We start from the raw sequence: 12919 nt of genomic DNA on the forward strand, positions 1-12919 counted from the left end.
GTGCGCCCCGGCGGGGTGACGCGTCATGCTGGTCGGCGTGCGGATCACCTCTGCCCTCGTGGACCCGGCGCTGCTCGACCTCCCGTGGTCGACCCCGCTGGAGCAGTGGCCTGCCGAGCACCTGGTGGCGTTGCCGCAGGGCATCTCCCGGCACATCGTGCGCTTCGTCCGGCTCGGCGGGTACGTCTACGCGGTCAAGGAGACCGGCGAGCGGGTCGCCGAGCGGGAGTACGACCTGCTGCGGGCGCTGGAGCGGATCGACTTCCCGTCGGTGGAGGCGGTGGCGATCGTCGCCGACCGGCAGACCGACGACGGGGAGCCGCTGGACCCGGTGCTGATCACCCGGCACCTCCAGTTCTCCCTGCCCTACCGCGCGCTGTTCTCCCACACCCTGCGTCCGGAGACGATGGGCCGGCTGCTCGACGCGTTGGCCGCGCTGATCGTCCGGATGCACCTCACCGGCTTCTTCTGGGGCGACTGCTCGCTGTCGAACACGCTGTTCCGCCGGGACGCGGGCGCGTTCGCCGCCTACCTGGTGGACGCCGAGACGGGGGCCCTGCACAACTCGCTGTCCAACGGCCAGCGCGGCGAGGACCTGGAGATCGCCCGGGTCAACATCTTCGGCGAGGCGCTCGACCTCCAGGCCGCCGGCCTGCTGCACGAGTCGATCGACCCCGAGGTGGTGTGCGAGCAGGTCGTGCAGCGTTACGAGCGGCTCTGGCACGAGATCACCTACGAGCAGCAGGTCGAGCGTGAGGCCCGGCACGACATCGAGCGCCGCATCCGCCGCCTCAACGAGCTGGGCTTCGACGTCGCGGAGGTGGCCCTGTCCACCATCGGCGACGGGCGGTACCTGGTGCGGCCGAAGGTGGTCGACGCGGGCTACCACCACCGTCGGCTGCTCCGTCTCACCGGCCTGGACGCCGAGGAGAACCAGGCCCGCAAGCTGCTCAACGACCTCGACGCGTACCGGGCGGAGAGCGACCTGACCGACGAGCAGCAGGCCTCGCACCGCTGGCTCACCGAGGTCTTCGAGCCGGTGGTGCGGGCGGTGCCGGCGCACCTGCGGCGCAAGCTGGAGCCGCAGGAGCTGTTCGCGCAGATCATCGAGCACAAGTGGCTGCTCTCCGAGCGCGCCGGCCGGGACGTCGGCATGCGGCACGCCGTGCAGTCGTACCTGGCCGACGTGCTGGTGCACCGCCCCGACGAGCAGGCCGTCCTCGGCGTCGAGGTCGACGCCCTGCCCTGACCCGGCCGCCCGCCCTGTCCCGCCCGCCCTGTCCCGCCCCGCCCGGCAACGGCTCCCGTCGACGCTAGCGAGCTGATGTCGTGGATGGATCGGGTGGCCGTCGGCGGTCACCGGATGATGTCGTGAACGACTCAGCTCCCTAGCGCGCGGTGCGCCTGTCGGGTCGGCCGCGCCACCACACCCGGGGGCGCGACCGCACCGGCACCGCCGCGCCGGCGTCACTCCAGCCAGGAGCCGCCGCGCATCACCCGGACCACGTTCAGGTCGTCGTCGAGGACGACCAGGTCGGCGCGGAGGCCGGCCTGGAGCGCGCCGACCCGGTGGCCGAGGCCGATGGCGCGGGCCGGGGTGGTGGCCGCCATCCGGCAGGCGTCGACCATCGGGACGCCGGCGTGCACGGCGTGCCGCAGGGCGGCGTCCATCGTGAGCGTGCTGCCGGCGATCGCCCCGTCGGCGGCCAGCCGGGCCACGCCGTCGGCGACGGTGACGGCCTGGCCGCCCAGCTCGTACTCGCCGTCGGGCATGCCGGCGGCGGACATCGCGTCGGTGACCAGCGCGGCCCGGTCGGGGCCGGCGGTGGCGGCGACGTGGGTCAGCATCCCGTCGTGCAGGTGCACCCCGTCGGCGACCAGCTCGCAGACCACGTTCGAGGCGTCCAGCAGGGCCACGACGGGGCCGGGCTCGCGGTGGTGCACCGGGCGCATGCCGTTGAACAGGTGGGTGCCGACGCTCGCGCCGGCCGCCACGGCGGCCCTGGTCTGGTCGTACGTGGCGTCGGTGTGGCCGACGGCGGCGACCACCCGGTGCGCGGTGAGCACCTTGATCGCCTCCAGCGCGCCGTCCCGCTCGGGGGCGAGGGTGACCATGCGGACCGCGCCCCCGCCCAGCTCGATCAGCTCGGTCAGCTCGGCGACGGAGGGGTCGCGGAGGAACTGCGGGTTCTGCGCGCCGCACCGGGCCGCCGACAGGTACGGACCCTCGAAGTGGACGCCGGCCAGCGTGCCCTCCTCGACGAGCGGCCGGTACGCCTCGGTGGCGGCCCGCATCAGCTCGAAGGGCGAGCTGACCAGGCTGGCCAGCAGGGTGGTGGTGCCGTGCCCCAGGTGGAAGGCCGCCGCCTGGCGGGCGGACCCGGCGTCGCCGGTGGTGAACGTGTGCCCGCCGCCGCCGTGGGTGTGCAGGTCGACGAAGCCGGGGACGATCCAGTGCCCGTCGCGCACCGACGGGTACTCCGCGACGGCGGTGATCCGGTCGCCGTCGAGTTCCACGCAGCCCTGCCGGATCACGCCGGTCGGGGTCACCACCTTGCCGTTCACCCGCAGGGTCATCGCATCTCCAGATGTGTGAGGCGTGCCGGTACAGATCAGCGGGCGTCGAGCGCCAGCAGGGCGGCGCCGAGGCAGCCGGCCTCGTCGCCGAGGGCCGCCGCGACGAGGCGCGGCCGGCGGTGGAACGTCATCCGCTCGTGCAGCGCCGCGCGCAGCGGGTCGAACAGGCGGGGACCGGCCTGGGCGAGGCCGCCGCCGACCACGACGGTCTCCACGTCGTAGAGGGCCTGGCCGGTGGCGAGCCCGTCGGCCAGCGCCTCGACGGCCTCCGCCCACACCCGGGCGGCGGCTGGCTCACCGGCGGCGGCCCGGTCGGCCACGTCGGCGGCGCTCGCGGGCGTGCCGGTCGGCCCACCGTCGCCCGCCGTGCCGGTCGGCCCCGCGCCGGTGGCCTCCGCGTAGCGGCGGGCGATCGCGGAGGCGGAGGCGACGGCCTCCAGGCAGCCGTCGCGCCCGCAGCCGCAGCGCGGGCCGCCGGGGCGGACGAGAACGTGGCCGATCTCCCCGGCGGCGCCGTGTGCGCCGCTGGCGGCCGCGCCGTCGACGACGTGGGCGGCGGCGATGCCGGTGCCGATCGCGACGAAGAGGACGTGCCCGGTGCCCCGGCCCGCGCCGAGCCGGGCCTCGGCCAGGCCGCCGACGCGCACGTCGTGGCCGAGCACCGTGGGCAGCCCGAGCCGCTCTGCCGCCAGGCCCCGCAGGGGTACGTCCCGGAAGCCGACGTTCGCCGACCAGACCGCCACCCCGGCGGCCTCGTCGACGACGCCGGGCACGGCGATCCCCAGCGCGACGGGGTCGCGCCCGTCGGCGCGGGCCTTGCCGGCCAGCCCCTCGGCGACGTCGAGGATCGTCTCGACCACCGCGTCGGGGCCCCGGCCGGCGTCGGTGGGGTGCCGCTCGGTGTGGACGGTGGTGCCGTCCGGCCGGACCAGCGCGCACTTCATGCCGGTGCCGCCCACGTCCAGCGCGACGACGACGTCGGCGGGACCGGCGGCGTCGGCTGGGCTCACGCGAGGACCACGGAGCGGGTCAGGTGGCGGGGCGCGTCGGGGTCGAGGCCCCGGCTGGTGGACAGGGCGACGGCGAAGCGCTGGGCGAGGATCAGGTCGGCCATCGGGTCGACCGGCGTGCGCCCGGCGGCCCAGCTCGCGAGCACGGTGCGGCAGCCGTGGGTCCGGCTGTGCACGAACGCGGCGCCGGTGGCGGCGACGTCCTCGGCGAGCCCCTCGGGGATGTCGCCGAACGCCCAGACCAGCCGGCCCGGCGCGGCCACCGAGATCGGGCCGTGCCGGTAGTCCATGGCCGGGTACGCCTCGGCCCAGAAGGTGGCCGCCTCACGGCACTTGAGCGCGGCCTCCTGGGCCAGCCCGATCGTCCAGCCCCGGCCGAGGAAGGTGACCTGCTCGATGCGGGCCGGGTCGATCGGCAGCGGGGCCCGGACGGCGACCTCGGCGTCGGCGGCGAGCGCGGCCAGGTTGTCGCCGAGGTGGGCGCGGAGCAGGGCCAGGGCGGTGGTGGCGAAGCGGGTCTGCACCACGGACCGTTCGTCGGCGAACGGCATGGCGACCACGGCGGTGGCGACGTCCACGGCAGGGGAGACCGGGTCGCCGACGAGGACGGTGGTGGGGAGCTGGCCGCGCAGCGCGGCGAGCAGCTCCAGCACCTCGGTGGTGGTGCCGGAGCGGGTGACGGCGATCAGCCGGTCGTAGCGGCGGCCCGTGGGGAACTCGGACGCCTGGAACGCGTCGGTCTCGCCGTGGCCGGCGGCCTCGCGCAGCCCGGCGTACGCCGTCGCCATGAACCACGACGTGCCGCAACCGACGACGGCGACCCGCTCCCCGGGGCGCGGCAGGTGCTCGGCGACCGTGGGGGCCAGCAGCGCTGCCTCCCGCCAACAGTCGGGTTGACTCGCGATCTCCGCGTGCACGAACGCCATGAGAACTCCTCGCTGGGAGGTCGTGCGCAATACGGCGCAATACGGCCGCCTTTCGCGCGTTATTCTGCGCGAAACCTCGCGTCTCTGGCAACCGGGTCCCCGATCGCGCAGAGCGGAGTTTTGCACCTTGGTAGTTTCGCGCACTACTGTGCACGCAATCAATCACCCTTCGTGCAGTCAGTGGAGGCGCCGCAGTGGACCGGTACGCCCGATGGAACGCGCTGCTGGAGATGCTCACTGACAACGGGCGGGTGAGCGTGGAGGAGGCCGCCGGGCGGCTGGACGTCTCCCAGGCCACCATCCGGCGCGACTTCGACCAGCTCGCCCAGCAGCAGATGATCACCCGGACGCGGGGCGGCGCGGTCGCCAACGGCGTCTCCTACGACCTGCCGCTGCGCTACAAGACGGCCAAGCACTCGGCCGAGAAGCAGCGGATCGGGGCCGCCGCCGCCGCGCTGGTCACCCCGGGCACCGTGGTCGGCCTCAACGGCGGCACCACCAGCACGGAGGTGGCCCGCGCGCTGGCCGTCCGGCCCGACCTGAACACCAGCGCCGAGGGCGCGCAGCTCACCGTGGTCACCAACGCGCTCAACATCGCCAACGAGCTGCTGGTGCGCTCCCGGATGAAGGTGGTGGTGGCCGGCGGCGTGGTCCGGCCCAAGTCGTTCGAGCTGGTCGGCCCGCTGGGCGGGGCGCTGCTGCGCGAGGTCACCCTGGACGTCGCCCTGCTCGGCGTGGACGCGATCGACCCGCAGCTCGGCGCCGCCGCCCATCACGAGGGCGAGGCGGCGATGAACAACCTGATGGTGGCCCGCGCCAAGCGGGTGGTGATCATCGCGGACTCGTCCAAGCTGGGCGGGCACGCGTTCGCCCGGATCTGCCCCGTCGACCGGGTGGAGACGCTGGTCACCGACTCGGGCGCGAACCCGGAGCTGGTGGAGGCGTTCCGCGCGGCGGGCGTGCACGTCGTCATCGCCTGACGCGCCGGGCTGCATACCGGGTATTGCTTCCCCCTGCATACCGCGTATGGTGTGCGTCGTCACCGACTCATCGGGGGAGGCGCAGCTTGTCAGCTGTCCTGGAAATAGAAGGTCTACGCAAGACGTACAAGAGCCGCCGTCGGGGGATCCGACACGCCCTCGACGGCTTCGACATGCGGGTCGAGCAGGGGCAGGTGCACGGCTTCCTCGGCCCCAACGGCTCGGGCAAGACCACCACCCTGCGTACGCTGCTCGGGCTCATCCGGCCCAACGGCGGCCGGATGGCGATCCTCGGGCAGGAGGTGCCCGCCGCCCTGCCCGCCGTCGTCGGCCAGGTCGGCGCGATCGTCGAGAGCCCTCAGTTCTTCCCGCACTTCACCGCGCGCGACACCCTGTCGCTGCTGGCCGGGGCGGGCGACGTGCCGCAGACCCGGGTCGACGAGGTGCTGGAGCTGGTCGGCCTGCGCGACCGGGCCGGCGAGCGGGTCAAGACGTACTCGCTCGGCATGAAGCAGCGCCTCGCGGTCGCCTCGGCGCTGCTCAAGAACCCGAAGCTGCTCATCCTCGACGAGCCCGCCAACGGCCTCGACCCGGGCGGCATCCGGGAGATGCGCACGCTGACCCGGGACCTGGCCGCCTCGGGGATGACCGTGCTGCTGTCCAGCCACATCCTCGGCGAGATCCAGCTCATCTGCGACTCGGTCACCATCATCTCGCTGGGCCGGCGGGTCGCGTTCGGCCCGGTCGACCAGGTGCTCGCCGAGCACTCCGGCGGGGCCGTGCGGGTCCGGCTGGAGGCGGTCACCGACCTGCCGGCGGCGGCCGACGCGCTCAGCCGGGCGGGCGTGGCCGTCACCGCCCACCCCGACCACCTGATGCTCGCCGGCGTCGAGAAGCCGGCCCAGGTGAGCCGGATCCTCGCCGGCCAGGGCCTCTACGTCAGCGAGCTGGCCCCCGTCACGGTCGACCTGGAGAGCGTCTTCCTGGAGTTGACCTCGACCGCACCCGTGCCGGGGCAGCACCGCCAGGTCGACCAGTCCACGAAGGTCGGCGACGCGGGTCAGCCCGGCGTCGCCGGGGGAGGTTGGGGCGCATGAGCCTCTATCGCACGGAGCTGCGCCGGCTGGGCAAGCGGCGCTTCGCCCGCTGGGCGACGGTGCTCGGCCTGCTGCTGCTCGGGGCGGTCCTCGTCGGGGTCTTCTTCACCAACCAGAAGATCGGGCCCGAGCAGCAGGCCGCCGCCCAGCGGCAGGCCGAGCAGCAGTACCAGGAGCAGGTGCGCTGGGCCGAGCAGGAGCGCAAGGCCTGCGAGCAGGCCAAGGCGTCGGGTCAGGACCAGCAGCAGGAGGGCCGGTTCCCGCCGGACTGCGAGATGATCAGCCCGCCGCCGCCGGAGAGCATCCAGGCGGACTGGTTCCTGCCGTCGACGTTCGACTTCCGCGCGAGCTTCGAGGAGATGATCGTCACCTTCACCGCGATCCTGGCGCTGCTCGGGTTCGTGGTCGGCGCCTCCTTCGTCGGCGCCGAGTGGAGCTCCGGCGGGATGATGAACCTGCTGCTCTGGCGGCCGCAGCGGCTCACCGTGCTGCTGACCAAGCTGGCGGCGCTGCTCACCGGGCTGGTCGCCGTGGCCCTGGCCGCCGCCGTGGTCTGGACGGCCGGGTTCTGGGCCGTCGGCACGCTGCGCGGCACCACCGAGAAGATGACCGCCGGGGTGTGGCAGTCGTTCGCGCTGACCGGGCTGCGCGGGCTGGTGCTGATCATGGTCGCGGCGGCCGTCGGGTTCGCGCTGGCCTCGCTGGGCAGGCACACCGCGATGGCCCTCGGCGGGGCGATCGGGGCCGTCGTGGTCGGCCAGTTCGGCCTGGGCATCGTGATGTCGATGGCGGGGGCGCGCTTCGTCGAGGCGTGGCTGCTGCCGACGTACGGGCTCGCCTGGATGACGAAGAAGGTCACCCTGGAGGACTGGAACTCCTGCAACTCCTCCTCCTACTACGGGGAGTGCAAGCCGGACACCTTCGACCTGACCTGGCAGCACGCGTCGATCCTGTTCTCCGTCGCGCTGGTGGTCGTCCTCGGGGCGGCGCTGGTCAGCATGCGCCGGCGGGACGTCGCCTGAGCGGTGGCACCGGGTGGCCCGGACCGCACCGCACGTCCGATGCGGTCCGGGTCCGCCCTGGTTAGGCTGGGGATCCCCCAGGCCGGCGCGGCTTCGCCGGCCCTTCGCCGCCCGCGTGAGGACCGTCATGCCGCCTGCCGACGCCGCCCCGGCCGACACCGACCGGCCCGAGCCGGCGCGCCCCCGCGGCCGGGAGGCGACGGGCACCCGGGAGGGCGTCACCGTCCCCCCGCCCCGGTCCGCGCCGGACTCCGTCACTCCCGCCCCGGCCACCCGCGCCGAGCCCGCGACCGCCGAGCCCGAGCCGGAGCCCGGAGCCGCCGGCACCGGGCCGGTCGCCGCCGCCACCGGCCTCGCCGAGCGGGAGGTGCGCATCCTCGCCTTCGAGCAGCAGTGGTGGCGGCACGCGGGGGCCAAGGAGCAGGCGATCCGGGACACCTTCGGCCTCTCCGCGACCCGTTACTACCAGCTGCTCAACGGGCTGCTGGACAATCCGGCCGCGCTGGCCGCCGAGCCGGTCCTCGTCGGCCGGCTGCGCCGGTTGCGCTCCTCACGGGCCCGCAACCGGCGGCGCTGACCGCGCGAACCCGGTCACCGACGGTCCCGATCCCCGGCACAATCGAGCCGACGGAGGGAGCGGCGGATGGCGGCAGCGCACCGGGGCGTACCGGACGGGGAGGCCCGGCCGGGGCGGACGGCGACGGACGGGCGGGCGACGACCCCGGCGGAGGCGGCGGCTGCGCCGGGCACCCGCGCCGGGTCGGCGGGGCCGACGATGCGGGTGTGGTCGGCGTCCGCGCCGGCACCCGGCCGGGCCGTCAACGAGGACCTGGTCTTCCGCTTCGGTCCGCTGGTCGGCGTGCTCGACGGCGCGACCGTGCCCGAGGGCTTCGCCACCGGCTGCGTGCACTCCCCCGCCTGGTACGTCCGGCACCTCGCCGCCCGGATCGGGCTGGCCGCCGCCGCCCGGCCCGCGGCCACCCTGGTGAGCACCCTCGCGGCGGCGATCCTCGCGGTACGGGCGGACCACGGCGCCGACTGCGACCTCGACCATCCCGGCACGCCCTCGTCCACCGTCTGCCTGCTGCGGGAGAGCGGCGAGGAGGCGGACTGGCTCGTGCTCTGCGACAGCCCGCTGGTGCTCGACGTCGGCGGCCGGGTGCGCGCCGTCACCGACGACCGGCTGGAACAGGCGGTGGCCGACCTGCGGCGCACAGCCTCCACCCTGCCCGCGGGCCCCGGCGACGACCCGGTCAGCCGGTTCCGGCGGGCCGTCACCGTGCAGCGGCAGCGGATGAACCGCACGCACGGCTACTGGGTCGCCGCCGCCGACCCCGACGCCGCCTACCACGCGCTCACCGGCACGGAGCCGCTGCGGGGCCCGGGCGGCCTGCGCCGGGCGGCCCTGCTCACCGACGGCGCGTCCTGCGCCGTCGAGCAGTTCGGGCTGTTCGACTGGGCCGGCCTGCTCGACCTGGTCGCCGCCGAGGGGCCCGGGGCGCTCCTCGACCGGGTCCGCGCCGCCGAACGCGACCGGCCGGACCGGCTGCGCCGGCACAAGGCCACCGACGACGCCTCCGTCGTCCTCTGCGAGTTCGGCCCCGGTCGAGCCACCGCCGGCCCGCCGACCGGCTCGTAGCCGCTGACGGACCGGTGGAGGGGCGCGAAAGGGTGGACTCGGGCGGGTGCGGGACGGCAGACTTCGGCACGTGACGGGAACGGTCCGGTTGGAGCCGGTGGACGAACGGAACCTGGAGCCGCTGCTCTCGGTGGCCGTCGCCGAGGCCGAGCCCGACGACGTGATGCCCCCGGTCGACGCGCCGGCCGGCTGGTCGCACGCCCGGCGGGAGGCGTTCCGCGACTACTACCGCACGGGCATGGTGGGCCTCGACGGCCCCACCCACACCGCCATGTACGCGGTCCTCGTCGGCGGCGAGGTGCTGGGCATGATCCGGATGACCCGCCGCGCCGAACCGGGGACGGTGGAGACGGGCATCTGGCTCGGCCGCTCCGCCCGGGGGCAGGGCGTGGGTGCGGCGGCCCTGCGCGAGCTGCTCGACCTCGCGGCGGCGGCCGGGATGCACACGGTGGTGGCGGAGACCACCCGGGACAACGCCGGTGCCGTGTCGGTGCTGCGCCGGTGCGGCGCGAAGCTGATCGAGGACGGCGACGCCGTGCGCGCGGAGATCTCCCTCGACGCCATCCCGCCCGCGCTCTGAGCCGGCCGACGCCCCTGCCGTGGCGGGGCGCGGGCCTCAGCGCGCGTCGCGGGCCTGCGCGTACGCGGCCAGCCAGGCGACCTGCGCCGGGTCGAGCGACGGGCGGACCCGCTGCCGCGCCGTCTCGACGTGCCCCGCCGTGACCGTCGACGCGGTCAGCGACTCGCGCATCGCGGCGAGCGCCGCCTCCCGCACCAGCGCCGCGCAGTCCGCCGCCGAGAAGCCGTCCAGCCCGCCGCCGAGCGCCGCGAGGTCGACGTCGTCGGCGAACGGGACGTGGCGGGCGGCGGCGCGCAGGATCTCGGCGCGGGCGTCCCCGTCCGGCGGCGGCACGTACACCAGCCGCTCCAGCCGGCCGGGGCGCAGCAGCGCCGGGTCCACCAGGTCGGGGCGGTTGGTCGCGCCGACCACCACCACGTTGCGCAGCGACTCCACCCCGTCCAGCTCGGTGAGCAGGGCGGCGACCACCCGGTCGGTGGTGCCCCCGTCGCTTGCCTGCCCGCGTACCGGGGCGAGCGCGTCCACCTCGTCGAGGAAGACCAGCGTCGGGGCGGCCTCCCGGGCCCGGCGGAACAGCTCCCGCACCGCCCGCTCGCTCTCGCCGACCCACTTCGACAGCAGCTCCGCGCCCTTCACCGAGAGCACGTTGGCCCGCCCCGAGCCGGCGAGCGCGGTCACCAGGAAGGTCTTCCCGCAGCCGGGCGGCCCGTAGAGCAGCACCCCGCGCGGGGGCTGCACGCCCAGCCGGGCGAAGGTGTCCGGGTAGGTCAGCGGCCACAGCACGGACTCGGTCAGCTGCTCCTTGACCTCGACCATGTCCCCGACGTCGTCGAGGGTGACGTCCGCCAGCTCCAGCGTGGACGCGGCCATCGTCGTCGGCCGGACCACCTCCAGGGCGGCCGTGAAGTCCGCCATCGCCACCGTCGGCGCGTCGGCCGTCTTCTGCCGCAGCGCCGCCCGCACCCCGGCCTCCCGCACCAGCGCCGCCAGGTCGGCGGCGACGAACCCGGGGGTACGCCCGGCGACCTCGTCCAACCGGACGTCCTCGGCCAGCGGCACCTGGCGGGTCAGCACGGTGAGCTGCTCCCGGCGCAGCGCCTGGTCGGGCAGCGGCACGGTGATCCGCAGCGACAGCAGGTCCGGGGCGCGCAGCCCGGGGTCGACGGCCTCGGGGCGGCTGGTCGTGCAGACCACGGCCACCCCGGCCCCGACGGTCTCGGCGAGCACCTGCCGGAACACCGTGGCCACCGGGCCGGCGTCGTCGGCCGGGGCGAGCGCCTCCACGTCGGTGACCAGCAGCACGGCCGGGCCGGCGGCGCGTACCTCGTCGGCGGCGGCGCGCAGCCGCCGGGCCGCGGCGTCGTTGGCGAGCGCGGCCAGCTCGGGCGCCCAGAGCGGGCGGACCCGCGCGCCCACCCGGGCGGCGACCGCCCGGACCAGCGCCGACTTGCCCGATCCGGCCGGGCCGGCGATCAGCACCCCGAGCGACACCGTGGTGCCCAGCCGGCCCAGCACCTCCCGGTGGTGGAAGCCGAGGTCGAGCAACTCGGTCAGCTCGTCGGCCTGCGCGCGCAGCCCCGGCAGCTCGTCGACGGCGGGGGCGGCGTCCGACGCGTCGGCGTCGGCGGCCCGACCGGCCGACCCGGCCGCCCAGGTCGCCGTGTCGGGCCCGGCCGCCGGGCCGTTTGCGGCGGCGTGGGCGTCGGCACCGGCGTGGGCGGGCCCGGCCGAGCCGCCGGCCCGGGTCGCCGGCCCGTGCTCCCAGCCGACCACGGTGTCCATGGTGACCAGCGCGGCGACGCCCGGCTCGGCGGCGACCACGGTGAGCAGGGTGCTCGTCCAGGCGTACCCGACGGTGCTGGAGAGGCGGTGCCGGGCCGCCGCCACGAGGGCGCGCACCGAGGCGTCCGGCAGCACGTCCTGCGGCAGCAGGGACACGTCGTCGCCGACGGTGACCACCTTGCCGAGCAGCGCGAGGCGGAGCATCTCGGGGGAGACCGCGGCGGCGACCTGCACCGGCCCGGTCAGGGTCACCCGACGGGCCGGCACCACCGGCGCGCGGCTCACCGTGACCTGCCCGCCGTCGCGTACGCCCAGGTTGCCCAGGAGCAGGTCGTCGGCGTAGAGCAGCGCCGTGCTCGCGGCGGGCCCGGCCGGCGCGACGATCCCGGCGGTCACCCGGCGGCCGGCGAGCCGCACCGGGTCGCCGGGGCGCAGCGCGAGCGCCGTCAGCACCTCGGGGTGCAGCCGCACCACGCCGCGCCGGCCGTCCAGCGCGGCCGGTCGCAGGCTGGCGACGAGGGTCAGGTCGGGTGCGGGTGCGGCCATCGCCCGAGGTTAGCCGCAAGGAAGGGCCCCCTGTTAACGCCTACGGTAGAGAAGGGTCCCCCGCTCACACCGGGTCAACGCTGGGGTCGGTGCCGTCGAGCAGCGACGGGTCGCGCCGGATCAGCTCCGCGAGCCGGGCCGCCGGGTCCACCTTGAGCCGGTCGGCGTCGGACGGCCACGCCGGCACGGCCTTGACCGTCAGCGGCCACACCGGGGGCGGCACGGTCGCGGCCTCCGCGCCGACCGTCACCCGCCCGTTCGACCAGCCGACCCGCAGCGGGTACGCCTGCCCGTCGTGCTCCACCCGAAGCGCGACCGTCATGCCGGGGTGCGCCGCCACCACCCGGGCCACCGCCCCGGCCACCTCGTCGACGGGGTCCCGCCCGGCGACACCCGCGGGATGGACGGGGGCCGGCGCGGCGGGCAGGGCCGGGACGCCGCCCGTCCGGCGGGGCAGGGCGTCCGCCGGGTCCCCGCCGACGTCGCCCGCCGGCCGGGGGCGGGGGTCCGGGGCGGCGTCGGCCACCGCGTCGGCGCGTACGGCCGGGGTGGGATCCGGTCGTGCCTCGGCCCGTGCGGCCGGCTCGCCCCGGCCGACCGGATGGGCCCCGGCCTGCGCCGGGACGGTCCGCCCCGCCGGCTCTCGGCCGGGCTCGTCGCCCGGGTCGACGCCCCGGCGGCGGAGCGCCTCCTCACGCCGGGCGAGCCGGGCCAGGGTCTCGTCGAGATCACCTCTCATGTCGCCACCCCTTCCGCGTGT

The 12919-nt window shown here is 76.0% G+C and carries 12 protein-coding genes; 7 read left to right on the plus strand and 5 right to left on the minus strand.

Features of this window, described 5'->3' with window-relative positions:
- Window positions 1–25 precede the first annotated feature (25 nt).
- Window positions 26–1249: a DUF4032 domain-containing protein gene (locus HDA31_RS01035; RefSeq protein ID WP_176734741.1), complete on the plus strand. Its 1224-nt coding sequence runs from the start codon at window positions 26–28 to the stop codon at window positions 1247–1249.
- 218 nt (window positions 1250–1467) lie between these two features.
- On the opposite strand, the gene nagA is transcribed toward HDA31_RS01035, so the two are convergent.
- From nagA to HDA31_RS01050, 3 genes are all read right to left on the minus strand, one after another.
- Complete coding sequence (nagA, locus tag HDA31_RS01040; protein ID WP_074472342.1) at window positions 1468–2577, minus strand: N-acetylglucosamine-6-phosphate deacetylase; 1110 nt, start codon at window positions 2575–2577, stop codon at window positions 1468–1470.
- Window positions 2578–2612: 35 nt separating this feature from the next.
- Window positions 2613–3521, minus strand: a complete 909-nt coding sequence (locus HDA31_RS01045) for an ROK family protein (RefSeq protein ID WP_178067876.1) — start codon at window positions 3519–3521, stop codon at window positions 2613–2615.
- 62 nt (window positions 3522–3583) lie between these two features.
- Complete coding sequence (locus tag HDA31_RS01050) at window positions 3584–4513, minus strand: SIS domain-containing protein (protein WP_074472344.1); 930 nt, start codon at window positions 4511–4513, stop codon at window positions 3584–3586.
- 194 nt (window positions 4514–4707) lie between these two features.
- Here HDA31_RS01050 and HDA31_RS01055 point away from each other — a divergent pair, with 194 nt between their 5' ends.
- The 6 genes from HDA31_RS01055 (at window position 4708) to HDA31_RS01080 (ending at window position 9831) form a co-directional block, all read left to right on the plus strand.
- Window positions 4708–5493 carry a DeoR/GlpR family DNA-binding transcription regulator gene (locus tag HDA31_RS01055; RefSeq protein ID WP_074472345.1) on the plus strand — a complete coding sequence of 262 codons (786 nt, stop codon included), beginning with the start codon at window positions 4708–4710 and terminating at the stop codon, window positions 5491–5493.
- A gap of 146 nt (window positions 5494–5639) precedes the next feature.
- Window positions 5640–6590, plus strand: a complete 951-nt coding sequence (locus HDA31_RS01060; protein ID WP_311774380.1) for an ATP-binding cassette domain-containing protein — start codon at window positions 5640–5642, stop codon at window positions 6588–6590.
- Window positions 6587–7612 (plus strand): ABC transporter permease subunit, encoded by a 1026-nt coding sequence (locus tag HDA31_RS01065; protein ID WP_178066581.1) that lies wholly within the window; start codon window positions 6587–6589, stop codon window positions 7610–7612. The genes HDA31_RS01060 and HDA31_RS01065 overlap by 4 nt, the downstream gene beginning before the upstream one ends.
- A gap of 127 nt (window positions 7613–7739) precedes the next feature.
- Window positions 7740–8189 carry a DUF3263 domain-containing protein gene (locus HDA31_RS01070; protein ID WP_178066580.1) on the plus strand — a complete coding sequence of 150 codons (450 nt, stop codon included), beginning with the start codon at window positions 7740–7742 and terminating at the stop codon, window positions 8187–8189.
- Between the two features lie 66 nt (window positions 8190–8255).
- Window positions 8256–9251, plus strand: a complete 996-nt coding sequence (locus tag HDA31_RS01075) for a hypothetical protein (RefSeq protein WP_178066579.1) — start codon at window positions 8256–8258, stop codon at window positions 9249–9251.
- Window positions 9252–9321: 70 nt separating this feature from the next.
- On the plus strand, window positions 9322–9831 hold the full coding sequence (locus HDA31_RS01080; protein ID WP_178066578.1) for a GNAT family N-acetyltransferase: 510 nt from the start codon (window positions 9322–9324) through the stop codon (window positions 9829–9831).
- A gap of 36 nt (window positions 9832–9867) precedes the next feature.
- Here HDA31_RS01080 and HDA31_RS01085 read toward each other — a convergent pair whose 3' ends face one another.
- Together HDA31_RS01085 and HDA31_RS01090 are read right to left on the minus strand one after the other, a co-directional pair.
- Window positions 9868–12159 (minus strand): AAA family ATPase, encoded by a 2292-nt coding sequence (locus tag HDA31_RS01085; protein ID WP_178066577.1) that lies wholly within the window; start codon window positions 12157–12159, stop codon window positions 9868–9870.
- A gap of 64 nt (window positions 12160–12223) precedes the next feature.
- Window positions 12224–12898: a hypothetical protein gene (locus HDA31_RS01090; RefSeq protein ID WP_178066576.1), complete on the minus strand. Its 675-nt coding sequence runs from the start codon at window positions 12896–12898 to the stop codon at window positions 12224–12226.
- Window positions 12899–12919 lie beyond the last annotated feature (21 nt).

Origin of the sequence: Micromonospora carbonacea (genome assembly GCF_014205165.1) — a bacterium.
In the GTDB taxonomy this organism is placed as follows: Bacteria; Actinomycetota; Actinomycetes; order Mycobacteriales; family Micromonosporaceae; genus Micromonospora; species Micromonospora carbonacea.